Origin of the sequence: Achromobacter kerstersii, assembly GCF_902859595.1 — a bacterium.
GTDB lineage: Bacteria > Pseudomonadota > Gammaproteobacteria > Burkholderiales > Burkholderiaceae_B > Achromobacter > Achromobacter kerstersii.
Map to the genome: position 1 here is coordinate 301,462 of NZ_CADIJQ010000007.1, position 24,001 is coordinate 325,462.

Consider the following 24,001-nt stretch of genomic DNA (forward strand, 5'->3'; position numbering starts at 1 on the left):
ATTCCGTGGCATTCCGAGCGCGCATGAAAAAAGGGCCCAGAGGCCCTTTTTCAATGATTCGCAGCAAGGCGGTAAACCGGATGCTGCCAATCCAAATATGGAGCGGGAGACGAGTCTCGAACTCGCGACCTCAACCTTGGCAAGGTTGCGCTCTACCAACTGAGCTACTCCCGCGTACGCTGCTTATTTTGCAAGCGAGGCGGAAGTATACCCAATTTTTAGAAAAATGCACGCCGAATAAAAAAATGCGTCATGACGCCAGGGGACGCCCCGGTTTCGCCAAGGGCGCGCCGACGCCTGTCTGCGCCTGAGTGTGAGCCCGAGCCTGATCCGGGATCTGAGCCTGAACCTGGCGTTGCTGGCGCACCCGCAAGCGCATGCGCGCCAGCGTGTCATCCCGGCTGACGTAGTGGTGCCACAGCGCCGCACCGATATGCAGCGCCAGCAGGCCATACAACATCCAGGCCAGCACGTCATGCGCCCAGATCGCGGTAATGACAAGCGCGGGGTCGGCCGCCACCAGGCGGGGGAATTCCAGGCCGGTCAGCGGCAACGGGATCGCAAAGCCCTTGGCGTTCACGATGATCCAGCCCAGCAGGCATTCCGCCAGGATGAACGCATAGATCGCCAAGTGCACGGCATGCGCGCAAGCGTCCTGCATGCAGAATCCGGCCGCTGCGGCGCGGCGGCGCGTCATGCGCACAAGCGCGCGCGCCAGCGTGACCAGCAATAGCGCCATGCCGCAGCCAATGTGCAAGATCATCACCCATCGCATCGGGATGGCGGTGTGGCTCACCAGCAAATGGCGAATTTCCCCGCTGAGCGCGAGCACGGCCATCAGGCTGACGCTCAGCCAATGCAGGGCGATCTGCGCCCGGGTATAGGCCTGTGCGGCCACGGGGTCGAGGGGGCGGGCAACGCCGGGATTCATGGATCTTCCTTCTAGCGGGGCCGGGCTGCGCACGCGAAGGGCGAGGCAGGGCCAAAGAGGCGTGATTGAAGCGCCCCATGCCCCGCCGCACCACCTTCCTCAACGCTTCTTCAAACCGGTTGAAGTTCTTTTTAGAAACGTTGAGGCACTGGGGTGCGCATGGAAATATGCGGTCCTGCGAAGAGATTTCCCGTCATTGATGCGGTCCGGCAACGCCGGCGCATGGAACCACCATCGTTCTTCACGGTGCTGGCCTCTTCTTGCCTTCCACCATGAGTTGCCGCCACGCGGCATTCCTCCATTCAGAAAAGCGGACACATGAAGACACTTAACTTCCGACGCCGTCTCGGCTTGCAGCAAGGCTTTACCTTGCTGGAGCTGCTGGTCGTGCTGTTGATCATCGCGTTGCTGGCCGGCTATGTCGGCCCCAAGCTGTTCTCCCAGGTCGACCGGGCCAAGGTGAAGGCGACGCAGGCGCAGATGAAAACGCTGGGCGACGCCCTGACGCAATATCGCCTGGACGTGGGCAGTTATCCGACGACCGAGCAGGGATTGCAAGCATTGAATAAACAACCTCAAGGCACGCCCAACTGGCACGGCCCGTATCTGGCGAAGGACGTGCCGGCGGACGCCTGGGGCCGTCCGTATATCTTGAACGTGCCGGGTCGCAGCAGCGATGCCGAGGTGGTGTCTTATGGCGAAGAAGGCCGGGCGGGAGGCAACGGTGAGTTGGTCTACGGCCTCTAAATCGACGGCGCTTGCCGCGCTGGCCGCGCTGACGTTCAGCACGGGCGCCGCCGCCAACTGCTGGCAGGAATCGGGCGACCGCCACGGCGTTGATCCGCTGTTGCTGTATTCGATCGCCAAGGTGGAGTCGTCGCTGAACCCGCGCGCCGTCAATCAAAACACCAACGGCACGCAAGACGTCGGGCTGATGCAGATCAACAGCATCCATCTGACGTGGCTGGCCAAGCGGGGCATCACGCGCCAGCAACTGCTGGACGAGCCGTGCCTGTCCATTGATGTGGGCGCCGAAATTCTGGCCGATTTCATCAAGCGCTATGGCTACACGTGGCGGGCAGTGGGCGCCTACAACGCCGGTGGCGCGGATTCCCGCGAAGAGGCGCGCAAGCGGTATGTGAAGCGCGTGTGGCAACACTACCTGGTTCTGGCGCAGGCGCGTGACGACAAGGTCCGCCAGGCGCAACTGGCGCGGCAATGACATGAATGAGTTCCGAATCAGCCTGCTCAGGCAGGGAGAGGTGCGCGTGCAGACCGTGCGCGCCGTCAACGAAAGCGAAGCGCGTGCGCAGGTCGGCGAAGCCGACGGCATGGTGCTGGAGGTCAAGCGCGCGCCCGCCGGCCGGCGTCATGCCGCGCAGCGCAAGCAGGGCTTCTCGTTGGGCTTGCTGCTTCAGGAACTCTCAACCTTGCTTGAGGCCGGCCTGGCCTTGATCGAAGCGCTGGAGGCCTTGAGCGACAAGGCGGGCCAGGGCAACAAGGCGCTGCAAGCCACGCTGACCGGCGTGCTGCGGTCGCTCTATCAGGGCTTGCCGTTGTCCAAGGCCATGCAGGCGCAGCCTTCGGTGTTTCCGGCCTTGCTGGTGGCGACGGTGGCCTCAGCGGAAGGCAGCGGGCAGTTGCCGACGGTGCTCAAGCGCTATCAGTACTACGAGCTGCGCATCGAGAACATCCGCAAGAAAGTGGTGGGCGCGCTGGTGTACCCGCTGGTGGTGATTGCGGTGGGCTTCGGCATTTTGCTGTTCATGCTGTTTTTCGTGGTGCCGCGCTTTGCCGTTGTCTTCGAAAGCATGCGCGAACTGCCGGCGACGGCGGAAGCGATGCTGTGGTGGGCAAGGCTCGTGCAGTCCGACGGCGAATGGTTGGGCGCCGGCATCGGCGCGACCCTGCTGGTCACCGCGCTGGTGCTGCGCACGCAACGCATGAAGGCGGCGTTGATGAATCTGTTCTGGCGTATGCCCAAGCTGCGTGATGTGGGCAACCTGTTCGTGCTGGCGCGTTTTTATCGCACGGTCGGACTGCTGATCGAGGGCGGAACGCCTGCCCTGCAGGCCTTTGAATTATCCGAGCGGATCTTGCCCGCCGCCTATGCGCAGCGCCTGGAGCTGGCGTTGCAGGAGTTGCGGGCGGGGCGCCCGGTGGCCGAGACCTTGACGCGGCACGGGTTGACGACGGCGGTGGCGGAACGGCTGCTGCGCGTAGGAGAGCAAAGCGGAGACCTGGGCGGCATGTGCGAACGCATCGCTCAGTTTCACGACGGCACGCTGGACCATGCCATCGAAGTCTTTGGAAAAGTGTTCGAACCATTGTTGATGCTGGTGGTGGGCGGCCTGGTCGGCGCCATCGTCATCTTGCTGTACATGCCCATCTTCGAGATGGCGGGGAGTCTGGGATGAGTGGCAGTCAAACAATCGAATTCAATCACGACGACACGAACGCGGCGGCGGCTGGCGAGGCCTGGTGGCTGTGGCAAGAGCAGGCCGCTGAACGCAGCGTGGCGCTGTCCGAATACCTGAATGAAGAGCTGGCGCGCCGTCCGGAATTTCTGACGCCGCTTGCGCAAGCGCTGGGCATGCAGGCGCTGAGCGCCGAGCAGTGCCGCCAGGCGTCACCGCGCTTTGATGCGTTGTCGTTGACCGAGGCGCTGAATTGCCGCGCCGCGCCCTTGGATGTTGATGGCGAGCTGCTGCTGGCGTTGGCCGATCCGTTCTCGCGCGCGGCGCGTCTGAAGCTGCAGTCGATGTTCTCTGGCCGCGTGCTGCGCTTTGCGTTGTGCCCGTCGGGCGTAGTGGACGCGTGGCTGAAGCAGGCGGAGGCCAGCGAGCGGGTGATGGACGGCGTGGCCGTCGACATGGAAGACGATTCGCTCGCCAAGGCGGTTGAGTCGATTTCCCTGGCGTCGCTGGCGAAAGACGAAAGCCCCGTGATTCGCCTGGTCAACATGACGCTCTACGACGGGCTGCAAAGCCGTGCCAGCGATATCCATCTGGAGTCGGATGAAGAAGGCTTGTTGATCCGCTACCGCATCGATGGCGTGATGCTGCGCATCCGTCAGGTGCCGGGGCAGGTGACCGCCAACCAGGTGATGTCGCGCCTGAAGGTGCTGTCCAGCCTGGATATCGCTGAAAAGCGCGTGCCGCAAGACGGCCGTTTCAAAGTTGTGCTGCAGGGGCGGGAAGTGGATTTTCGCGTGTCGATCATGCCGGGCAACCACGGCGAGAACGCCGTGTTGCGTCTGCTGGATCGCTCGCAACGGGGTGACAAGCTCAGCCTGGACACCCTTGGGTTTCCGGCGGAGACGGCGCGGCGCATTCGTGCGCTGGCGCAATTGCCGTATGGGCTGACGCTGATTACCGGCCCGACCGGCAGCGGCAAGTCCACCACGCTGTATGGCGCGCTGTCCGAGCTGAACAGTGGTGACGAAAAGCTGATCACCATCGAAGACCCGGTGGAATACGAGATGGCCGGCATTCTGCAAATTCCGGTCAATGAGAAAAAAGGCCTGACCTTCGCGCGCGGCCTGCGATCGATCCTGCGTCACGACCCGGACACGATCCTGGTGGGCGAAATTCGCGACGCCGAGACGGCCGCCATTGCGGTGCAGTCGGCGCTGACGGGGCACCGGGTGCTGTCGTCCGTGCACGCCAATGACGCGTTCAGTGTGATCGACCGCTTTCTGTACATGGATGTGGAGCCGGCCACGTTTCTGGAATCGCTGAACGGCGTGGTGTCGCAGCGGCTGGTGCGGCGCTTGTGCCCCCATTGCGCACCCAAAGATGAGGCGCGTGCGGGGCCGGGCTGCGAGGCCTGCCGTCACACCGGCTTTCTTGGCCGCATTGCGCTGGCTGAAGTGCTGCGGCTGGATAGCCGCATGAAAAGTGCGCTGCTGGACCGCTCGCCCGAGCGGCGCCTGGAAGCGCTGGCGCACTGCGCTGACTATCAATCGATGCGTGACGCCGCCCACGAAGCGGTGGCGCGTGGACTCACCACTTATCAGGAGGTTTGCCGTGCTGTCGCTATGGAATGAACAAACCGTGCTGATCGACGCCGAACACGCGAGCCTGCTCGCGCCGGGCGTCGCGTTTGATGACCGGATGAAAGTCCTGCACGCCGGGGACCCCGCGACCGCCGTGGCGTCGCTGCTGGGCGTCGTCGAGCGGCGCGGGCCGCGCTGGCGCAATCGTTTGAACGTGTGGCTGGGGTACCCCTGGTTTCATGGCCAGTTGCTGGCCTGGCAGCCGGGTTTGAAGGGAGGCGACAGCCACTGGTGCAACTATGCGCAGGCCTTGCTGCGTGAGCGCGGTATTACGGGCTCGCTGCGCGTGCGCCTGGGGGCCGCGCGTTACGGTCAGGCACGCCTGGCCTTCGCGGCCGACGCCACGATGCTGGATGCGCTGGAGCGCAAAGTGGGCGAGCAGGGCTGGACGGTAGCGGGATGCCGCGACGTGCTGTCAGCCAGCGTGCAACGCTTTCGCGGCGCGCTCAGCCATGCCGGCCAATGCCTGGTGCTGGCCGAGCGTACGGCGATGACCTGTTTGTGGCAGTCCGAGCAGGGTTGGCAAGACATGATCACGTTGCAGATGTCGCCTGGGCAATCCGCCGATGCGGGCATTGCCGCCGCGCAAGCGCTTTGCGCCCGCACGACCCCGGCGCAATACGGCTGGGTATCGACCCTTTCCCCGCAGCAGCTTCCTCCCGCGGCGAAAGCGCGCTGGCTGGGCTTTCCGCATGCAATGTTAGCGGAGCGCACATGGCCGGCTTGAATAGAAACACGCCCGACTTCGGCAAGCGCAAGACCGCGAATCCGCTCGCGATCGCGGCGGTGCTGCTGCTCTTGGCCGTCGGCTTGCTGAGTGCCTGGCGCGAATGGGATGTGGCGGCGCTGCGCAGCGAAGTGACCCAGCTGGATGACCGGCTTGCCAACCAACGCATGCTGCATGAGCGCGAGTTGCGCCGCATGCAGGCGCAGTCGCCCGAAGAACGAAAGGTGGATGCCTTGTTGTCGGCGCAAAGCGCCGAAGACCGGCTGCGGCCGAAGTTGCTGCGCGCAATTGAGGCGGCCTGGGCGCCGCGGATTGCGGTCATGAACCTGAAGATTGAATTGGCGGGAAAGGCCGCGTCGTTGGAACTCATGACCGCGGATCTGAGCGAGATCTTTGCGTTCGCCGCGCGCATGAACGAACCCGAATCGGGCATGCGCGCCACGGTGATGCGCCATGGCATCAAGTCGGGCGATCCTAACCTGGCCACGATGGCCACCGTACGGGTGGAGCTGCGATGAATGCCTTTCGATCACTCAAGTTGCGTGTTGCCGCCATGCGGCAGGGCAATGGACTGGCATGGCTGCGCTGGCATGGGCAGCGCTGTGCGGAGCGCCTGGGCCGCGGCGGCATGTTGGCCCTGGCCGCTGCGCTTGTCTTGCTCGCCCACTTCATTGTGGTGCTTTGGCCAGAGAAGAACGAACTGCAGAACCGGGCCATGGAAATGTATGGGGAACTGCACGCGTGCAGCCCGTCGATCGAGCCGCCTGGCAATGACATGACTGCGCTGCGCGTGCAGATGCGGCTGGACCCCGACCAGCGCAAGCTGGAAATCATGGGTGAGCTGCTGCGCGCGGGCCTGCTGCTGGTGGATATTCAGTATCAGGGCGAAGACACCATTCAGGGCCGGCTGCGCCGCACATCGCTGGATATTACGGCCATCGGTTCGTACCAGGACGTGTCCACGGGGCTGCGCAAGCTGGCCGAGCATCCGCTGCTGCGCCTGGAGTCGCTGGCGCTGGACAGGCAGAGGCCGGAAAACATGCTGGTCAACATAAAGATGCGCTTGAGCATGTTGGGAGTCGTGTAATGAAGCGCCTGATGAGAGTCACATTGGGAGCGATGCTGCTGGCCGCCGCGACGTCGGCAGCCAGCAATGACGCGGCCAGCAATGAAGACGTGGTGAACGAAGCTGCTGTGATTGACGCAGTCGTCAATGAAGCAGCCGGCGGTGACGCAATCGGCAGTGACGCAGCCGCCGATGAAGCAGCCGGCGATGAAGCAGTCGTCAATGAAGTAACCGCCGATGAAGCAATCGGCAATGACGCAACCGCCAATGAAGCACCCGCAGATGCAGCCGTCGGTTCTGAGGACGCCCGCGTTGAGGAACCCGCGATCCCGCAAGAAGTCGACCTGTTTCCGTCGCAGCCTTGGGCGTCGCTAGTGGGCGGCAATGCGCCGCAAGCGCCAAACGGCGCGCCCGGTTCGGACACGTCGCAGGCGGCGGAACCAGATGCCTTGGCGCCGGAACAGGCCAAGGGTGAGCCGGAGCTTGTGCGGGTTCCCATTCATGCCGTCGGTGAGTGGATCGATGACGCGCACCGCATTGTCGTGCTGGAGAGTCAGGGCCAAACCTATCTGCTCTGCCAGCGTTGCAGCATCGCCGACGCCTTGCGGCCGGGCGACACGGTTGCGCAGCAGTACCAATTCAAGGCATTGGAGCCCTCGCGCGCGGTGCTGATCGACCCGAAAGGGCGAGAACAACACGTCGACCTGGCGCCCTTGGCGCAGTAGACCCGGCGCCTGCGGGCGCACGCCGCCCATGGCTGGCGTCACGTCAAATTAGGAAAGAAAATGATGAGCTTCAAACCTGCCGCACTGGCGGTTTCACTGACCGTCGCGCTTAGCGGTTGCGCGGCGCCCGAGTCATTCAAGCGGGCGCTGGGCGCATCGCCACCCCCGACCGCCTCCGAGCGTCTGGCCGCTGGCCGCGCACAACTGGCCAACAATCCCAACGACATCGAAGCGAACAAGAACGTGGTCCGCGACGACATCGCCGTGGCGCGCGAGATCCTGCAACGTGTGCGCGTGAAGATGGAAGCGGGCGACGAGCAGGAAGCGTTGGAAGAGGTGCGCGAACTGCTGGCGATGAACCCGGGCAACATGCGCGGGCAACAGTTGAAGGCGCAGCTGGAGCAGCGTATCCATCTGAAAGAAGAGCTGGCCGAGGCCGCCGCCATGCAGCACGACCGTCCGGCCGAAGCGCTGTACAAGGTCAACCGCATCCTGCAAGAGCAGCCGGGCTATGCGCAGGCCGAAGCGTTGCGCAACCAGATGCAGCGCCGTGATGCGGGGCGCAACGCTGCCCGGCCCAGGCTGGCTGACGCCATGCGCAAGCCGGTGTCGCTGAACTTCAAGTCGCAGCCCATTGTGCAGATTCTGGACGCGATCTCGCTGGCGGCCGGCGTGGACTTTGTGCTGGACCCGGACGTGCAGACGACCATGCCGGCCAGCATCATGGCCCGGCAGACCACGGCGGAAGACGCGATCAACCTGCTGTTGCGCACCAATCAGCTGGAAAAGAAGGTGCTGGACCAGCACAGCCTCTTGATTTACCCGGCGCGCGCAGACAAGGAAAAGGAATACCGCGAGCTCATGGTGCGCGTGTTCTACCTGGATCAGGCAAACGCGACGCATGTGCTGGCGGCCTTGCGGCAGATCAGCGCGCCGAAGAATGTGCATCTGGATGAGCGCGCCAACGCGGTGCTGGTGCGCGACACGCCAGAAGTCATGGCGGTGGTGGAGCGGGTGGTGGCGGCGCTGGACATCGCGCAGTCGGAAGTGACGATGGACGTGCAAGTCCTGGAAGTGAACGCCAATGACGAGCTGGAAGTCGGCGTTGACTACCCCAGCGATCTACGCTTTTCGATTCTGCCGCAAGGCGAAAGCGGCAGGGTCACCGTGCGCGACCTGCTGAACCTGAACCAGGGCAAGGTCGGCGTGGGCAGCCGCAATGATCTTTCTGTGGCGCTGAACATGCTGCAAAAGCGGGGCAAGACGAAGGTGCTTGCCAATCCGAAGATCCGGGTGCGCAACATGGAGAAGGCCAGCATCAAGATCGGCGAAAAGGTGCCGGTGGTGACGACGACGAACGCCAACGGCGTGGTGACGGAATCGGTGAACTATCAGGATGTGGGTTTGATCCTGCAAGTGGAACCGCGCATCAGCCTGAGCAACGAAGTCAGCGTCAAGGTCAGCATGGAAGTCAGCAACCTCAAGGGTGAGGTCAAGACGGCGGGCGGCGGCATCGTCTACCCGATGAGCACCCGTAACGCTGAAACGGTGATGACCGCACGCGATGGTGAAACCCAGGTGCTGGCCGGCCTGGTGAACCAGCAGCAGACGCGCAGCAGCAGCGGCTTGCCGGGCCTGAGCGTGATGGGATGGCTGGGCAGCCTGTTCGGCGGCCAGAAGAAGACGGATCAAACCACCGAGATCGTCTTGCTGCTGACACCCCACATCGAACGTTCGATGGCGCTGCCGTCGGCCTCCGACAGCTACTTCCCGTCGGGCACGGAGTCGCGCGTTACGGTGGTTCCGATGACGACGCAAGCCCCGGCGCCCGCACCGGCGGCGCCGGCTGCGGCGGCGGGTGAAGCGTCCCCGGCGCTGGATGCGGCGCTGGCGAAGCCGCCGTTCTAAGGCGCCAGCATGCGTAAGCAATCCGGGTTCACGTTGATCGAGATGCTGGCGGCAATGACGTTGCTGGCCTTGCTGCTGAGCGTGGCGGTGCCGTTCTCGGCGCTGGTGAAGCAGCGCGCCAAGGAAACCGAACTGCGCCACAGCCTGCAAGTCATCCGAAACGCAATTGACGCCTATTACCAGGCCAGCCGCGAAGGCAAGATCGAGAAGTCGGTGGACCGCAGTGGTTACCCGCCTGATCTCGACAGCCTGGTCAAAGGGGTGCAGGACAAGACAGACCCCAATGGCGGCAACATTTACTTCCTGCGCCGCCTGCCCGCGGACCCCATGTGCGAACACTGCGAGGGACGCGCGGCGGCCGACACCTGGGACACGCGCAGTTATGACAGTTCGGCGGAATCTTTTTCGTCGGGCCGAGATGTATTTGATGTGCGGTCCAAGAACCGCCGAGAGGGTATCAATGGCATTCCATACACGGCGTGGTAGGCGCGCATGCGCCGGCTTCACACTGATCGAGCTGCTGGCCGTCATGGCCATCATCGGCGCGTTGATGTCGCTGGTTGCTCCGTCATTCCTGAAAAGCAACGACCGCGCACGCGAAACCGTGCTGCGGCACAACCTGCAGGCGATCCGGCATGCGCTGGACGACTACCGCGCGGATCATGGCGGCAATCCGGACACGCTGGAAGCGCTGGTCTCTGCCCGCTATCTGCGCGAGTTGCCGATGGACCCGGTTACGGGTCGGCGTGATAGCTGGCAGCCGCAGCGTGGGGAAGAGAGCGGGGTGAATGACGTGATCAGCGGCGCCAAGGGCACCGGCCTGGATGGGCTTGATTATGCAAGCTGGTAGGCGCGGCGGCGCGCGTGAGGAAGGCTCGGCGTACCTGGCGATCTTGATGCTGGTGCTGGCCGTGTCCACCGGCCTGGCTGCGGTGGCGCAGCCCTGGCATACGAAGAAGCTGCGCGAACAAGAGGCGGAATTACTGTTCATCGGCAAACAGTTTCAGCGGGCCTTGGCGTCTTACTACCGGTCAGGCACGGCGCCCGCCTATCCGAAGACGATGGAGGCGCTGCTCAAGGACGACCGGGTGTCGTTCACGCGACGGCATTTGCGCCGTGTGTACACGGACCCGATCACGGGCAGCCAGGAATGGGGCATCGTCAAATCGCCAGACGGAGGAATCATGGGCGTGTACAGCCTGTCGGAACGCGCGCCGCTCAAGCAGGATGGCTTTGATGCGGAACTTGGGGACTTGTCGGGCAAGTCCAGTTATCAGGACTGGAAGTTTGTTTTCTTCGACGCAATGTGATCGTTGGGGGGAACTCCATGCGGAGAGGGAGGTCTTGATAAAGCGCCAGGAAATCAAGGGCCAGGAAATCAAGCGCTAGGGAATCAAGCACCTGGGGGTCAAGCATCCCGGTTCGCGTGAACAGATGGCCAGAACACAGATAGTCAAAAGATTGCGAATTTTCGTCAGATTTTGATAATTGTCTTGCGCCTATTTTCTTTGAGAAAGTTCTTATTGTTGCTGCTATCCCTGCATGAAATCATTCTTCCGGGGTATCAAATGTGATTGCCGGAATAGAAAAATAGTCATTCGGGAATTGCCGCCAATAGGAAATCTACTGAATGATCGTCGCGATTCTCGAAGACTCTCCCGCTCAGGTTGAGTGGGTTACCAAGCTGCTGCAACGCCATGGCCATCAGGTCTACACACGAGGCGATGGCGACAGCTTTATCGCCTTGCTGAAAACGCAGCCGGCTGACGTCGTGCTGTTGGACTGGGAAGTGCCGGGCGCCTCCGGCATGGCCGTGCTGAAGTGGGCGCGCAGCAATATGTCGCCCAAGCTGCCCATCCTGATGGTGACCCAGCGCGACGACGAAGAAAGCATCGTTCAGGCGTTGAACCAGGGCGCTGATGACTACCTGCAAAAGCCCGTGCGTGAACGCGAACTGCTGGCGCGCATGACTGCGCAGTTGCGCAAGTCGCAACGGGACGAAGCCAATAGCGCGCTATTCCAGGTGGGGCACTTCGCCTTCAACCTGGAAGCCAAAACCGTCACCGTCGATGGGCGTCCCGTTAACTTGCCGACGCGTGAATTTGATTTGGCCACGCTGTTGTTCAGGAACCCCGGACGCATCATCACCAAAGATGCGCTCAGCAAACACATCTGGGGCACGGCTGATCGCAAGTACGACGCCAGCTTGGCGACTTACGTCAGCAATCTGCGCTCGTCGCTCGGCCTGCGCTCGCGTAATGGCTACGTGATCGCCACCGTCTACAACTACGGCTATCGCTTGGAACGCATGCATTGATTCGCGGGCCGTCTTTACGGCTTTGCTGAGTGTTCAGCCACGGTGGCCGTGGCATCTGTGTTTCCCCCCCCCCCTTCTGACTTGCCGCTTTCGCGCCGCCGGCTGATTTCCGCCGCGATTGCGCTCGCGTCTCCCTGTTCCCGAATCGACTATGAAACTGTTACTTCAGCCTTTCCTGCGCTTGGGCGCGAAAAAGAACGATGCGCTGCTGTTTTGCAACCTGGGCATCATCTTGCTGTGCTTCGCCATGCCCACGGGTGACCACCCCATCACCTCGGCCGCGCCGGGCGTGTGGGTGGACCTTGGCATTCTGGCCTGCCTGGCGCTGGTGTTCGTCATGTCGGGCCAATCGCGGCTGCGTCTTCGCGCCTTGGCGTGGTTGGTCGGCTTTTGGATTGTGGCGGCCGTGGTGGTGATCACCGCGCGCACCTGGACGCCGATGTTCGCACCGGTATGGGGTGGCGTGCTGGCCTATTGCTGTGTGGCGCGGTGGCGTTTTGAAGCGGCGCGATCGGCGCGCCGCAAGCGTGTTTTGAAGCAGGCGGTGGCAGCGGCGGATGCTGCCGCGCAGTCGCCCGCAGCCTGTCAGAAAGACACCGCGCGTGACCGCGAAGTGATGCTGCAAATGATGCACGACCTGCGCAGCCCTTTGTCGACGGTGTTGGTGATGCTTGAAAAGCAAAGCGCGCAAAGCAATGACCCGCAGCAAGACGAGTTCGTGGACTCGGTGCGTGACCTGGTGCAGTACAGCTTGTCGGTGGCGCAAGACTGCATGTACGTGTCGCGCGCTGAACGCTTGGACAAGGCAAAATTTTTGCCCGTGTCGTTGCAAGATCTGGGGCGCGAAGCGGTGGATCAAACTGAACTTCTGGCCGAACGAAAGTGCATCGACATCCGTGTCCGCGAATGCTCGGAAACGATGTGGGTGGCGGGCGACTACTGCATGTTGTTGCGCGCGGTCGTGAATGTGCTGGATAACGCGATCAAGTATTCGGGCCCGTCTTCACGGATCACGTTGACGGTGCAGCGGCAAGGTGACATGGGCCGCATCTGCGTAGCGGATCAGGGCATCGGCATTCAGGACGTTGATGTGCCGAAGCTTTGCCAGGCGTTCTACCAGATTGAATCCGATGGACGGCGCGGCGACGGCGTAGGCCTTGGGCTGTCGCTCGTCATGGCGGTGGCCGATGCGCACAGTGGAAATCTGTCGGTCGAATCGCGGCCGGAAGCAGGCAGCATTTTTTCGCTGACATTTCCATTGATGCACAAAGAATCGAACGAAAAAAAATGTGCGGCAAGGCGCGAGAAATTCAGTGCAAGCCTGCATCCTGCCTCATGAAAAAGCGCCTTTACGGCGCTTTTTTTTAGACTGTGTTGAGAATGGTTTTGGTGATGAAAGCGGCGCGGAATAATGGCATCGCTTCGCGGGTTTCGTGCATTTTTCCGATGCCAGTCGCGTGCATAAACACATCCCAAAAATAAGGATATTTGATGAAGAAAACTTCCCTGCGCGGCGCAGCCGGCAAGCTGGCATTGCCGGTTGCCGCCCTGACCCAGGCTGTGTTGATGGCCATGGCGCCGACCACGGTGTCGGCCCACGGTTCGATGATCGATCCTCCCAGCCGTGAATACGGTTGCAACACGCACGACACGCCTTGGAACAGCCCCAAGCATTCGGGTTGCGGCAAGATCGCCAATCTGGCGGGCAGCTGGCAGTCCAACGCCATTCTGGGCGTGAAGAGCAACCACAAAGACCACATCCGCGACGGTCTGCTGTGCGCCGGTGGCAAGGAAAGCTGGAAGGAACTGGACGCCAACCACGAATGGCCCACCACGGTCGTCACGCCTGACGCCAACGGCAATGTGCAGTTCAAGTACATGCAGACCGCAGCTCACGTCAGCACGTACTTCAAGACCTACATCAGCAAGGACAGCTACGATCCCAAGCGCGGCCTGCGTTGGGACGATCTGGAACTGATTGGCGACACCGGCTTCCTGCCGCGTCCGGCCAACAACTCGATCACCCCGCTCGACGTCAAGATCCCCGCCCACTTCACTGGCAAGCGCGTGATCTACAGCGTGTGGCAACGTGACCCCAGCGACAACGCTGAAGGTTTCTACGCTTGCTCGAACGTGGAAGTGATGCCCGCCAACGTGCAATGGCAAGCCAGCGGCGCGCTGCAAGGCGGCCAGGTGGATACCGGTTCGAAGATGACCCTGCGTGTGTTCGATCTGAGCCGCACGGGCGATCTGGAAAGCCATTCGATCATGGTCAAGGCCGGTGAAGAAAAGGCTGCCCAGTGGATGTACGCGCTGGCCAAGGAAGTCAACAGCAAGTCGTCCGTGATCCGGGTTGGCAAGATGGGGACGAACGGCCAGGTCGCGCCGCAGCAAAGCGACACCGAAAACCAGGTCTATGGCCTGAACAAGAAGGTGGGTTTTGCGATTGATCAGAAGGCTCCCGAGCCGGTCGATCCCCCGCCCGTCGTCATCAACCCGCCCAAGGCTGAACTGACTGGCCCGGCAACGGCCAAGGCTGGCGAGCGCGTTTCGCTGTCGGCCAAGGGTTCGAACAACGGTGGCGGCAAGCTGACGTACCAATGGACCGCTCCGGCTGGCATCACCGCTTCGGCGCTGAACCAGGCTGACCTGAGCTTCACCGCTCCGGCCCAGGCGCAAGACAAGTCCTACTCGTTCACCGTCAAGGTCACGAACGAAAAGGGTTCGTCGAGCAAGTCGCATTCCGTGCTGGTCAAGAAGCAGGAACAAACCGGCGGCGGCACTGACGGTGGCAACACCGGCGGTGGTACCGATGGCGGCAACACCGGCGGCGCCGGCACGTACCCGGCCTACAAGGAAGGCACGACGTACGCCGCGGGCGACAAGGTCTCGAACGGTGGCAAGAACTACCAGTGCAAGATCTGGCCCTACACCGCATGGTGCAGCACCTCGCCGTTCCACTACGCGCCCGGCAAGGGCCTGAACTGGGACCAGGCTTGGGACCTGATCAAGTAATTCTGCTTGATCGCAAGTCATAGCGGTTATCGAAAATCGTAAAAAAGCCGTGGGTAATAAGGCGGCGCCAAGCAGTAATTCATCCCTCGCACGAAAGTGCGGGGGATTTTTTTTGGGAGTGCTTCAAGCGATTCAAACAGGGCGATGCAAGTGTGGTTAAAGCGCTTTGAGAAAGCATTCAACAACTTTGAGTGCGAGTCAGCTTGCGGCCGAGAATGGTCTCACTGCGCGGAACAGGCTCGTTCATGCAGTGATTCTTCAACTCTCTTCTTATAAATAGATACCAATGAGATCTTTCAAACTTACGTTGCTCGGTGGCGTGGTACTGGCTGCAATGTCCGGTACGGCTTTGGCGCACGGCACCATGTCTTTTCCGAAGGCGCGCGTTCTGCACTGCTACGCGGGTAGTCAGAGCGAAGGCTGCCAAGCCTACAAGGCGCAAGGCGGCAGTGTGTACGACTGGCGCGAGATCTGGCAGAAGCCGGGTGGCGAAGCCACGTTCCCGACCACGCCGGGGGATCGGCTGTGCGACGGCGGCACCAAGGCTTCGCATCGCGGCCTGAACGCACTGGCCCAATGGCCCGTGACGACGCTCAAGCCGGACGCCAATGGCAAGGTCACGCTGAAGTGGAACCACACCGTGGCTCACCGCACGAAGTCGATTCAGTTCTTCGTGACGAAGATGCCGTACGACTCCACCAAGCCGCTGCAATTCTCCGACCTGGAAAAGTTCTGCGAACAGCGCGACTTCACGCCGGCGATCGCGGGCGAAAACCGTGAACAGGAATACAGCTGCACGTTGCCCCCGGGCAAGACGGGCCGCCACCTGATCGTTAGCGTGTGGAACACGAACCACGTGGGCGACGGCGTCACCTCGGGTGAATCCTATCGCGCGTGCGGCGACGTGAACATCGAAGGCACTGCCAACATCAACCTGCCGACCGACATCGGCGCGCTGTACAAGATCGGCCAGCCCGTGGCGGGCGATTCGCTGGTGTGGCGCCTGGCTGACCCCAAGCGCAATGGCGAATACCTGGAACAGTTGCGCGTGCCGCTGGACGCGAACGCCATCCAGGGTGAGCGCTGGACGAAGGCCTTGGGCGATGCGGTCAACAGCACGTCGCAACGCGTTCGTGTTGGCCTGCTGGGCGCTGACGGCAAGACCGTGACCGCCACTGAAGGTCTGGACAAGTCGCACGTCTACTCGATCGACGGCAACAAGTACCACTTCGCCGTGACCAAGGAATCGGCGCAGGTTGAGCCGCCGCCTCCCGAAGTGATCGCGCCGCAATCGGCCATCGCTGGCCCCGCCATTGCGCAGGCCGACCAGAAGGTGCAGTTGTCCGGCGCGGCGTCGACGGGCAGCGACCTGAAGTTCTCGTGGACCGTTCCGGCCGGCATCAGCGCCGCCGTGAAGAACCAGCCCACGCTGAGCTTTGTTGCCCCGACGCTGACGAAGGACCAGCAGTACTCCTTCAAGCTGACGACCAGCAACAGCAAGGGCGCCTCTGACGCTACCCACGTGGTCACGGTCAAGGCCAAGCCGGTCGTGGATGGTGGCAACAACGGTGGTAACGAAGGCGGCAACAACGGCGGCAACGACGGCGTCACTGATGGTTCCGTGCAGGCCTACAAGGCTGGCACCGCCTACAAGCCGCTGGAGCGCGTGACGAACCTGGGCAAGGTCTACGAGTGCAAGCCGTGGCCCTACACCAACTGGTGCGGCCAGTCGCCGTTCCACTACGAGCCCGGCAAGGGCCTGTACTGGAGCCAGGCCTGGAACCTGATCAAGTAAATCACGGGCGTTAAAGGGAACCGTTGCGCATTGCGCAGCGGTTCCTGATTGACGCGAGCCCCCTTTCGATTCAGGAGGGGGCTTTTTCTTATCGCGCCTTTTTATCTGGCGGTTAGCCGGATCGCGGAAGACTTATGAAAAAGACTATGCACTTGTCACTGCTCGCGCTGTTGTTTAGCGCGGGCTTCACCCCGGTTACGCACGCCGCGCAAGGCGACGAACCCCGTCCCATTTTTGTTCGACTGAAGGCGGAAGCGCCAGACCCGGCGCTGCGACGCGCGGCGAGCCCCGAGAGTCAGCAGGCCATGGACGACCTCAAGCGCCTGACGCCCGCCATGCATCCCTTGGTAGCGCTGTCGCCGATGACGCGCAGCGTGGAAGACGTCGAGGCGCTGGAACGCCATAACCTGCTGCGCTATTACCAGATTCCTGCTGAAGCCTTGCAAGGCGTTGACGCCGAGGCCCTGGTCGCGCAGCTGCTGTCCAATCCGCTGGTCGAGAGCGCGCAGATCGAGCCCGTTCCGGTGCCAATCGCGCAAGATGCGCAATTTGGGGCTGAACCCGCCAGCAGCATCTCGGGCATTCCCGACTACACCGATTGCACGGGCGCCTATTTGTCTCGTTGCCAAGCCCACATGGGGCCGCCTGGACAGTCGGCGGTTTGGAAGCTGGGCGGCGTCAATGCGTTTGAAGCCCAGCGCATGACAGGCCACTACGGCGATAACGTTCGCCTGTTCTCGAACGAAATCGACCATTGGGACTTTGATCACATCGACCTGCCCAAACCCTTCATGGTGCATAACCTCGGCTCGGGAGTGACCGGGTCTCACGACACCATGTCAGCCGGGATCATGTTCGGCCAGAGCAACGGCTTTGGTGTCACTGGAATTGTGCCGAATGCGCAGGCGGGCTACACGAAATACAGCGTTGCGGGAATGATCGACTTGCGCCACGTGCTGCGCGCCGGAGACGTGCTGCAGATTGGCGTGCACTACGGCTGGGGTAATGGCTGCGGTCCCAACATCACTTGCTACCTGCCGGTCGAGAACGTTGACGCCGTCTTTGATGCGATCTCGTATCTGGTGAAGGAAAAGGGCGTGCACGGTATCCTGGCGGCCGCGAATGGCAACGCCAACCTGGATGACCCGTGGTTCAAGGGGCGATATGACCGCCGGGTGCGGGATTCCGGTTCGATTTATGTCGGAGCGGCCAATCCGGGCACCGGAGCTCGCGCGGGATTTTCTGAGTACGGTAGCCGGGTCGACGTGTTCAGTTGGGGCGGGCAGGTGACCACCACGACGTGGGCGGACGGTAAGCACGATTTGTACACGTTAAAGTACTCCGGCACATCGTCTGCCAACCCCATCATTGCGGGTAGCGTGGCGTGGTTGCAGAGCCTGGCTCGCGAACGCGGCCTGGGCAACATTCCCCCCAAGACCATGCGCCAGATTCTGGTGGACAGCGGCAACCCGTTGCCCGTCGTGGACCCGGTCAGAAACATCGGCGTGCAACCGGACCTGGTGCGTGCGGCAGAACTGCTGGGCGGCGACGCCATGGGTGGGGAACCTCCGCAAGCCTACTTGACCGGACCCGCCACCGCACAGGCAGGTGACAAGGTTGTCTTGTCAGCAGCCAAGTCCAGCGGCAAGGAACTGTCGTATGCGTGGAGCAGCCAGCCGGCGCTGACGTTCGCCAAGCAAGGCGCCGAGGCCAGCTTCGTCGCCCCGGAAAGCACGCAGGACGTTTCCTATCGTATCTCGGTGAAGGTGACGGACTCGCAAGGCCGCACCGCGACCACGCATCATGGCGTTCAGGTCAAGGCGAAGGCCGCGGTCGGCGTGTGCGCGAAGGCGCCTGCATGGGAGGCAAAGAAGATCTACAACGTCCCGAACGAAGCCGTTTCCTACAAGGGCAAGCTGTATCACCAGAATTACTGGAACGTGGATGCAGCGCCGGATGTGAACTCGGCGCCGTGGGGCAAGCCCTGGAAGTCGCCGGAAGATTGCGATGTGACGCCTGCACCGATTCCGCTGCCTGTTGCCAAGATCAGCGGGCCAGTCGAAGCGAAGGCAATGGAACGCGTGACGTTGTCGGCTAGCGCGTCGACGGGCCAAGGGCTGAAGTTTGTCTGGACCAGCATGGATGGCATGGCGCTGGATGCCGCGGGTAATACCGCGTCCTTCACGGCGCCGCCTTTGGGTGCGGACCGCAGCTTTACGTTCAAGCTCGCCGTCACCGACGAACAGGGCCGCACCGCAACGGCCAGCCATATCGTGAAGGTCAAGGCCAAGGAGCAGATCCCGGAAGTGATCGCGCCGTTAGCCAAGCTGAGCGGCCCGGCCAAGGTGCGCGCGGGTGAGCGTGTCACGTTGTCCGGCAAGGCGTCGGTGGGTACCGACCTGCGTTACCGTTGGACGGCGCCGGCAGGCATTTCGGCTGCCGCGTTGGATCAGGCCGACCTGAGTTTTGTGGCGCCGGCGGCCACGAAGGACACGCCGTACCGCTTTACGCTGACGGTGAGCAACGCGCGCGGCGAGGCCCAGGCCAGCCATACCGTTACCGTGACGGCTCAGCCGGCGGTTGGCGGCGTGCCGCAGTACCAGGTTGGCACGACCTACAAGGCGGGCGATAAGGTCCAGAATGGCGGCAAGACCTACGAGTGCAAGCTCTGGCCGTATGAAGGCTGGTGCAGCGCCTCGCCGTCGCACTACGCGCCGGGGACGGGTTCGCACTGGCGTGACGCCTGGATTCTGCGCTAAGCGTCAGAAGGCTATCGTCTGATGTTCCAGCCCCTGCCGGGTTCTCCCGGCAGGGGCTTTTTCATGGGGGCGCGGGTTGGGGATTGCGGGTTGGGGATTACGGGGTGGGAATTATTCGCGCATTTCGCAGATGACCCGGTGCGTGCGCAACACCTGCTTGGCGTCCAGATAGCAGAGCATCACATCGTTTTCCAGGCAGGCCAGCGTGGCGGCGCTAGCCAGCTCCGGCGGCAAATGGGAAAGGTCAAACGCAATGCGTTCGTCGGGTCCGGCCTCTCGGCGGATTTGTTCGAGGATGTGGCCTAGCCGCGTGTATTGCTGGTGGATGTCGGGGGTGTCCGGCAGAGCGCGCGCGCGCAGCCGAATGCCGATCGCCGCGCAGGGCGCCTCAAGCGGTGTGAGTTCGTTGGGCTGCAGATATAGGGCGTGCAGCGTATGCAAGGGCGGGCGCCCGCTCATTGGCAGCGCATCCAGCAGTGCCTGGCCGCCTGTGGCGCGCGTCACCAGATGCGCCATGGCAGGCGCCGCGACGGGCTGGCTCAAGCGATATAGATGGCGGCGCTTGAAGTGGTGCACGGCCAGTGTGGACGTGGCGAACATCAGGAACAACGCGGCCAGCAGCGGCACCAGCCAGATCATCAGGCTGGGGTGGTCGGTGAACGGATGCTGGTAGTTCTCGACGGCCTGCGGGTACAGGTATCGCAGCAGCGGCTTGAACATCAACCCTTCGTTCAATGCATCCGTCACCCAGCTGATCAGTACGACGGAGCTGATGGCGTAGCCCGCGGTTTTCAAGCGGTGCAGCAACACGGACCGGCTGATGCTTATCATGGGGCAGGCTAATTGGCGGCAATGGCGTCGACAATCGGCTCGTGGTTTTCCTGGCGCTCCAGGAACTTGCTGGCCATTTCGGTATAGAAGGCCTCGAACAGCACGGCGATATTGACGAAGTGCTCGCGGATACGCCGTCTGTCTGCTTCGGTGTTGGCAAAGGTCGACAACACGCTCCAGACGAAATCGATGTGCTCGTCGGCGATGTCGTGGCTGACGTGGGCGGATTGGCCCCTTGCTGCGCCATCGCCAAAGTTGCGTTCGATATTGCTGATCCACTTCGGCTGTGTCTTGTTGGCCAGCGATTCGATCAGGTAAGCGCTGCACAGCGAGGCCAGCGGGCGGCCTTCATGCTCGAGTCCGTAATAGAAATACCCTTGGAGCAGCTTCGTCGACAGCAGCGGGTCGGTGGAATAGATCTCTTCCTTGGTCACCCCGATGCGTTCCAGGTCGTTGGCGAACAGGCTGTCGTGAAGCATTTCTTCTTCGGTGTATCCCGCCCATTTCTTGGCCAGCACCGGATCGGTCTTCGTGAAGTAGTGGACCGTCAGGGCGTCAATCACGCGCTTCATACGCAGGCGCAGGATGATCTCGATGACATGCCGTTTGTAGTATTCCGGGTCAATGGCGTTGCTGGTTAGCAGATGATCGGCGCCCTTGACCGTCTGGTAGAAGCGCGTCAGCCGGCGTTCAAGCAAGGCATCGATTTCGGCGCGGAAGTCGGGGGTCGAAACAGGAACAGGGAGCGTCATCATGGGAAGTCGCCTGAAGAGGGGGTTGCGCAAGGACTCAAATGTCCAGAGTAGGTGCGGCGCCCGCATTCGAACAGATGACCTTTCTGATGTTGCTGCGCAAACCGTTATGGGCGTTTGACCATACAGTTTGGGGTATGCTCGGCCGAGCCGCTCTGGTGCAGCGTTCAACACGTGTAAGCGAGGGAGGTTCGACGCGCAGCGTATGTTCACACTCGATAGACAGGGACGAGGCACGCTCGTCGATCAGATTTACGAGGGCGTGCAAGGGCTGATCCATGTCGGCCACTGGCCCGTGGGCGCAAGGCTTCCGTCAGTGCGGCGATTGGCCAGCGATCTTGATGTCAGTATCTTCACCGTCTCGTCGGCCTATTCGCGGCTGGTCTCGGATGGTGTGCTGTTTTCGCGCGTGGGCGCCGGTTTTTTCGTGGCGCTGCCCAAGCCGGAAATCCTGAACGCGGAACACCCGGGCGCCGTGCAGCGGCCCGACTGCGCGGCAAATGTTGTGTTGAACGCGGTTGATCTCGGCAGATATGCCGTGCCTGCGGGGTCTGGATTCCTGCCGGAAGATTGGCTGGAAGACGCCATTCCGCCGGCGGTGGTTGGCCGCTTGATGCGCCAGGAAGTGTCCATTTCGACACCGGTCTCGGTGATGGGCTTGCCGCTGTTGCGTGAGCAGATCGCATCACGCCTGGCCAACATCAGGATCAATGCTCAGCCCACGCAGATTGTGACGACCTGCGGCGCAACGCATGCGTTTTCACTGGTCAGCGGGATGCTGCTGGGGCCGGGCGACACCGTGGTGGTTGAAGAGCCGGGCTATATGATGCACAAGGCGCAGCTCGTGAAAACGGGAGCGTCCATCGTGTCGGTGCCGCGCATGGCTGACGGGCCGGATCTGGACATGCTGGAAGCGGTGGCCAAACAGTACCGCCCCAAGGCGCTCGTGATTCAGCCCGTATTGCACAACCCGACGGGCCTCACACTGTCGCCCGCGTGCGCGTATCGCCTGCTGATGCTTGCCGAACGCTATGGCTTTTATGTCATCGAAGACGACGTATTTGGCAGCCTGTGCACCGAACGCAATCTGCGCCTGAGTTCGCTGGATGGCTTGAGCCGCGTCTTCTACATCAGCAGCTTCACCAAAGTGCTGAGCCCCGCCTTGCGCGTCGGTTTCGTCGCGTGTCCGCCGGCATTCTGCGAACCCATCATCGAGGCGAAGATTCTGTCGGTGCAGCACAGTTCGTCATTGCAAGAAACAATCGTGGCGCATGTGTTGCGCTCGGGACGCTATCAGGCGCATCTGAGCGCCTTGCGCGGGCGCATTCTGAGGGCGCATTCGGCTGCGCGATTGGCCTTGTCCGAGGTGGGGGTGGCATTCGACGGGCCGCCCAACGATGGGCTGTTTCTTTGGGGAAGGCTGGGCGCGCAGGTTGATATCGACGGGCTTATTGATGCCGCATTTCGCGATGGGATCTTTCTGCTGAGAGGGACGCTGTTTTCGGTCCGGGGCGATTTCGAGCGGCATATGCGCTTCAATATCGGCTATTCGAGCGACCCGCGTCTGTGCGCGTTGCTGGATCGCTTTCGTGTCGGCGTGGCCTCGGAGTCTATGGCCACGGACGCACGGGCACGAAAAAGACAGGCATGAAAAAAGGGCCCGTAGGCCCTTTTTAATGATTTGCAGAACTTCTGAAGAAACGCTGCAAATCTGAATTTGGAGCGGGAGACGAGTCTCGAACTCGCGACCTCAACCTTGGCAAGGTTGCGCTCTACCAACTGAGCTACTCCCGCATGGGTTCCGACTTAGCACTGCTCAGAACCTGTTTTCTTATTCACTCTGATCAACTTGGTTATCGATCAGAAGGCGCGCATCTTACATGATTTTTTTGAGTTTGTCATGAGCCTGATGTCTTTTTGCTTTTTTCGCCGAGATCTCTTTGCAGAGCGGCTGTTGAAAAAGGCAGTGAATTCAGACCCAAACACTCAATCAAGTAATATGAGCGAAGACAGAAACTATAGCACAACCCGTAGCACCCATGTCAAATCCTTCTGCTATCAACCCGGCGCCAAGCGCGCTGATTCCCATCACGCAAGACCTGAGCCGGCTCAATACGCTGGGGCTGGCCTCTCAAGCCCAGGCGTTCGTGTCGCTGGACGATGTGGCGCAATTGCCCGCCTTGTCGGCTTTGGCGCGCGAAGCAGAATCGTTGCTGGTGTTAGGCGGGGGCAGCAATGTGGTGCTGCCCGAGCGAGTGCCGGGTCTGGTGGCCAAGGTTGCGTTAAAGGGCGTGCGTTTGCTGGAATCCCGGCCGGATGCCTGGATCATCGAGGCCGCTGGGGGCGAGAGCTGGCATGGCTTCGTCGAAACCTGCGTGAACAACGGATGGGATGGCCTGGAAAATCTGGCGCTGATTCCCGGTACCGTAGGCGCGGGCCCGGTGCAGAACATCGGCGCCTATGGCGTGGAGTTCGAAGAACGCTTTCACAGCCTCACGGCGTGGGATGTGCCGGCCGCAAGCCTGGTCGAGATGAGCGCGGCCGATTGCCGTTTTTCCTACCGTGACAGCGCTTTCAAGCACGATGCGCCCGGGCGCTGGATCATCGTCAGCGTGCGGTTCGCGCTGCCGCGCCCGTGGCAGCCGGTATTGGGATATCCCGACCTGCAGCGCCATGCCGCGCTGGCCAAAGGGGCGCCCACCGCGCGTGGCATTTTCGACGCGGTCTGCGAGATTCGCCGCGCGAAACTGCCCGACCCCGCCGTGACCGGTAATGCCGGCAGCTTCTTCAAGAACCCCATCGTTGCAGCCAACGTGCGCGATGGCTTGGCGGAGCGCTTTCCGGGGCTGGTCTCGTATGCGCAGCCCGACGGCCGCTACAAGCTGGCGGCAGGCTGGCTGATCGATCAGTGCGGCTGGAAGGGGCAAGCGCTGGGTGCGGCCGGTGTGCATGACCGGCAAGCGCTGGTGCTGGTAAACCGCGGCGGCGCCACGGCGGCCGACATCATGGGCCTGGCCCACGCCATCCAGGCGGCGGTGCAGGCGCGTTACGGCGTCAATCTGGAACCCGAACCCGTCGTGGTGTGAACGGCGCCTGGCAGACGAAAAAAAGGACCCTC

General features: G+C 62.1%; 22 protein-coding genes and 2 tRNA genes. 19 read left to right on the plus strand and 5 right to left on the minus strand.

Going from position 1 to position 24,001, the window contains the following annotated elements; translation table 11 throughout:
- Positions 1-98 precede the first annotated feature (98 nt).
- Positions 99-174: transfer RNA gene (locus tag HV765_RS21045), tRNA-Gly, on the minus strand.
- 76 nt (positions 175-250) lie between these two features.
- Positions 251-931 (minus strand): cytochrome b, encoded by a 681-nt coding sequence (locus tag HV765_RS21050; protein ID WP_175170836.1) that lies wholly within the window; start codon positions 929-931, stop codon positions 251-253.
- 318 nt (positions 932-1,249) lie between these two features.
- Here HV765_RS21050 and gspG point away from each other — a divergent pair, with 318 nt between their 5' ends.
- The 17 genes from gspG to HV765_RS21135 all read left to right on the plus strand — a co-directional run bounded on the left by gspG (position 1,250) and on the right by HV765_RS21135 (position 19,300).
- On the plus strand, positions 1,250-1,678 hold the full coding sequence (gene gspG / locus HV765_RS21055; RefSeq protein WP_054424480.1) for a type II secretion system major pseudopilin GspG: 429 nt from the start codon (positions 1,250-1,252) through the stop codon (positions 1,676-1,678).
- The gene (locus HV765_RS21060) at positions 1,656-2,153 is read left to right on the plus strand and encodes a lytic transglycosylase domain-containing protein (protein WP_245636356.1); all 498 of its coding nucleotides are present in this window, start codon (positions 1,656-1,658) and stop codon (positions 2,151-2,153) included. The genes gspG and HV765_RS21060 overlap by 23 nt, the downstream gene beginning before the upstream one ends.
- Before the next feature lies 1 nt (position 2,154).
- Complete coding sequence (locus tag HV765_RS21065) at positions 2,155-3,348, plus strand: type II secretion system F family protein (protein WP_175170837.1); 1,194 nt, start codon at positions 2,155-2,157, stop codon at positions 3,346-3,348.
- Positions 3,345-4,979, plus strand: a complete 1,635-nt coding sequence (locus HV765_RS21070; RefSeq protein WP_254600660.1) for a GspE/PulE family protein — start codon at positions 3,345-3,347, stop codon at positions 4,977-4,979. Before HV765_RS21065 ends, HV765_RS21070 begins: the two co-directional genes overlap by 4 nt.
- A complete protein-coding gene (locus HV765_RS21075) occupies positions 4,960-5,715 on the plus strand; it encodes a hypothetical protein (RefSeq protein ID WP_175170838.1) in 756 nt (251 codons plus the stop codon). Before HV765_RS21070 ends, HV765_RS21075 begins: the two co-directional genes overlap by 20 nt.
- Positions 5,703-6,233, plus strand: coding sequence for a hypothetical protein (locus HV765_RS21080; RefSeq protein ID WP_054424476.1), 531 nt, complete (start codon positions 5,703-5,705; stop codon positions 6,231-6,233). Before HV765_RS21075 ends, HV765_RS21080 begins: the two co-directional genes overlap by 13 nt.
- Entirely contained in the window at positions 6,230-6,802 is a 573-nt protein-coding gene (locus HV765_RS21085; RefSeq protein WP_175170839.1) for a hypothetical protein, read from the plus strand. The genes HV765_RS21080 and HV765_RS21085 overlap by 4 nt, the downstream gene beginning before the upstream one ends.
- Positions 6,802-7,506: a hypothetical protein gene (locus HV765_RS21090; protein WP_175170840.1), complete on the plus strand. Its 705-nt coding sequence runs from the start codon at positions 6,802-6,804 to the stop codon at positions 7,504-7,506. Before HV765_RS21085 ends, HV765_RS21090 begins: the two co-directional genes overlap by 1 nt.
- A gap of 60 nt (positions 7,507-7,566) precedes the next feature.
- Positions 7,567-9,414, plus strand: a complete 1,848-nt coding sequence (locus HV765_RS21095) for a secretin N-terminal domain-containing protein (RefSeq protein ID WP_175170841.1) — start codon at positions 7,567-7,569, stop codon at positions 9,412-9,414.
- A gap of 9 nt (positions 9,415-9,423) precedes the next feature.
- Complete coding sequence (locus tag HV765_RS21100; protein ID WP_054424468.1) at positions 9,424-9,900, plus strand: type II secretion system protein; 477 nt, start codon at positions 9,424-9,426, stop codon at positions 9,898-9,900.
- Positions 9,875-10,264 carry a type II secretion system protein gene (locus tag HV765_RS21105; RefSeq protein WP_054424466.1) on the plus strand — a complete coding sequence of 130 codons (390 nt, stop codon included), beginning with the start codon at positions 9,875-9,877 and terminating at the stop codon, positions 10,262-10,264. Before HV765_RS21100 ends, HV765_RS21105 begins: the two co-directional genes overlap by 26 nt.
- Positions 10,251-10,724 carry a type II secretion system protein gene (locus HV765_RS21110; RefSeq protein ID WP_175170842.1) on the plus strand — a complete coding sequence of 158 codons (474 nt, stop codon included), beginning with the start codon at positions 10,251-10,253 and terminating at the stop codon, positions 10,722-10,724. The genes HV765_RS21105 and HV765_RS21110 overlap by 14 nt, the downstream gene beginning before the upstream one ends.
- 320 nt (positions 10,725-11,044) lie before the next feature.
- Positions 11,045-11,731, plus strand: a complete 687-nt coding sequence (locus HV765_RS21115) for a response regulator transcription factor (RefSeq protein WP_175170843.1) — start codon at positions 11,045-11,047, stop codon at positions 11,729-11,731.
- A gap of 151 nt (positions 11,732-11,882) precedes the next feature.
- Positions 11,883-13,070 (plus strand): sensor histidine kinase, encoded by a 1,188-nt coding sequence (locus HV765_RS21120; RefSeq protein ID WP_054424459.1) that lies wholly within the window; start codon positions 11,883-11,885, stop codon positions 13,068-13,070.
- Between the two features lie 152 nt (positions 13,071-13,222).
- The gene (locus HV765_RS21125) at positions 13,223-14,746 is read left to right on the plus strand and encodes a lytic polysaccharide monooxygenase (RefSeq protein WP_175170844.1); all 1,524 of its coding nucleotides are present in this window, start codon (positions 13,223-13,225) and stop codon (positions 14,744-14,746) included.
- 364 nt (positions 14,747-15,110) lie between these two features.
- Positions 15,111-16,541: a lytic polysaccharide monooxygenase gene (locus HV765_RS21130; protein WP_175170845.1), complete on the plus strand. Its 1,431-nt coding sequence runs from the start codon at positions 15,111-15,113 to the stop codon at positions 16,539-16,541.
- Positions 16,542-16,675: 134 nt separating this feature from the next.
- Positions 16,676-19,300, plus strand: coding sequence for a S8 family serine peptidase (locus HV765_RS21135; protein ID WP_175170846.1), 2,625 nt, complete (start codon positions 16,676-16,678; stop codon positions 19,298-19,300).
- Positions 19,301-19,411: 111 nt separating this feature from the next.
- Here the strand turns inward: HV765_RS21135 and HV765_RS21140 are convergent, their stop codons facing one another.
- Positions 19,412-20,131, minus strand: a complete 720-nt coding sequence (locus HV765_RS21140; protein ID WP_054424452.1) for a hypothetical protein — start codon at positions 20,129-20,131, stop codon at positions 19,412-19,414.
- An 8-nt stretch (positions 20,132-20,139) separates the two neighbouring features.
- Positions 20,140-20,886 carry an iron-containing redox enzyme family protein gene (locus tag HV765_RS21145; RefSeq protein WP_175170847.1) on the minus strand — a complete coding sequence of 249 codons (747 nt, stop codon included), beginning with the start codon at positions 20,884-20,886 and terminating at the stop codon, positions 20,140-20,142.
- Positions 20,887-21,088: 202 nt separating this feature from the next.
- On the opposite strand from HV765_RS21145, the gene HV765_RS21150 reads away from it, so the two are divergent.
- Entirely contained in the window at positions 21,089-22,534 is a 1,446-nt protein-coding gene (locus HV765_RS21150; RefSeq protein WP_175170848.1) for an aminotransferase-like domain-containing protein, read from the plus strand.
- 67 nt (positions 22,535-22,601) lie between these two features.
- Here the strand turns inward: HV765_RS21150 and HV765_RS21155 are convergent.
- Positions 22,602-22,677: transfer RNA gene (locus tag HV765_RS21155), tRNA-Gly, on the minus strand.
- Between the two features lie 245 nt (positions 22,678-22,922).
- Between HV765_RS21155 and murB the strand changes: the two genes are divergently transcribed.
- Positions 22,923-23,969 carry a UDP-N-acetylmuramate dehydrogenase gene (murB, locus tag HV765_RS21160; protein ID WP_175170849.1) on the plus strand — a complete coding sequence of 349 codons (1,047 nt, stop codon included), beginning with the start codon at positions 22,923-22,925 and terminating at the stop codon, positions 23,967-23,969.
- The last annotated feature ends 32 nt before the right edge of the window (positions 23,970-24,001 follow it).

Excerpts from the sequence above, each read along its gene's own strand:
- HV765_RS21110 (WP_175170842.1), top strand. The coding sequence starts at position 10,251 with ATGCAAGCTGGTAGGCGCGGCGGCGCGCGTGAGGAAGGCTCGGCGTAC.
- HV765_RS21095 (WP_175170841.1), top strand. The coding sequence starts at position 7,567 with ATGATGAGCTTCAAACCTGCCGCACTGGCGGTTTCACTGACCGTCGCG.
- HV765_RS21140 (WP_054424452.1), bottom strand. The coding sequence starts at position 20,131 with ATGATAAGCATCAGCCGGTCCGTGTTGCTGCACCGCTTGAAAACCGCG.
- murB (WP_175170849.1), top strand. The coding sequence starts at position 22,923 with ATGTCAAATCCTTCTGCTATCAACCCGGCGCCAAGCGCGCTGATTCCC.
- HV765_RS21145 (WP_175170847.1), bottom strand. The coding sequence starts at position 20,886 with ATGATGACGCTCCCTGTTCCTGTTTCGACCCCCGACTTCCGCGCCGAA.
- HV765_RS21135 (WP_175170846.1), top strand. The coding sequence starts at position 16,676 with ATGAAAAAGACTATGCACTTGTCACTGCTCGCGCTGTTGTTTAGCGCG.
- HV765_RS21125 (WP_175170844.1), top strand. The coding sequence starts at position 13,223 with ATGAAGAAAACTTCCCTGCGCGGCGCAGCCGGCAAGCTGGCATTGCCG.
- HV765_RS21080 (WP_054424476.1), top strand. The coding sequence starts at position 5,703 with ATGGCCGGCTTGAATAGAAACACGCCCGACTTCGGCAAGCGCAAGACC.
- gspG (WP_054424480.1), top strand. The coding sequence starts at position 1,250 with ATGAAGACACTTAACTTCCGACGCCGTCTCGGCTTGCAGCAAGGCTTT.
- HV765_RS21115 (WP_175170843.1), top strand. The coding sequence starts at position 11,045 with ATGATCGTCGCGATTCTCGAAGACTCTCCCGCTCAGGTTGAGTGGGTT.
- HV765_RS21070 (WP_254600660.1), top strand. The coding sequence starts at position 3,345 with ATGAGTGGCAGTCAAACAATCGAATTCAATCACGACGACACGAACGCG.
- HV765_RS21050 (WP_175170836.1), bottom strand. The coding sequence starts at position 931 with ATGAATCCCGGCGTTGCCCGCCCCCTCGACCCCGTGGCCGCACAGGCC.
- HV765_RS21130 (WP_175170845.1), top strand. The coding sequence starts at position 15,111 with ATGTCTTTTCCGAAGGCGCGCGTTCTGCACTGCTACGCGGGTAGTCAG.
- HV765_RS21105 (WP_054424466.1), top strand. The coding sequence starts at position 9,875 with ATGGCATTCCATACACGGCGTGGTAGGCGCGCATGCGCCGGCTTCACA.
- HV765_RS21065 (WP_175170837.1), top strand. The coding sequence starts at position 2,155 with ATGAATGAGTTCCGAATCAGCCTGCTCAGGCAGGGAGAGGTGCGCGTG.
- HV765_RS21100 (WP_054424468.1), top strand. The coding sequence starts at position 9,424 with ATGCGTAAGCAATCCGGGTTCACGTTGATCGAGATGCTGGCGGCAATG.
- HV765_RS21150 (WP_175170848.1), top strand. The coding sequence starts at position 21,089 with ATGTTCACACTCGATAGACAGGGACGAGGCACGCTCGTCGATCAGATT.
- HV765_RS21120 (WP_054424459.1), top strand. The coding sequence starts at position 11,883 with ATGAAACTGTTACTTCAGCCTTTCCTGCGCTTGGGCGCGAAAAAGAAC.
- HV765_RS21085 (WP_175170839.1), top strand. The coding sequence starts at position 6,230 with ATGAATGCCTTTCGATCACTCAAGTTGCGTGTTGCCGCCATGCGGCAG.
- HV765_RS21090 (WP_175170840.1), top strand. The coding sequence starts at position 6,802 with ATGAAGCGCCTGATGAGAGTCACATTGGGAGCGATGCTGCTGGCCGCC.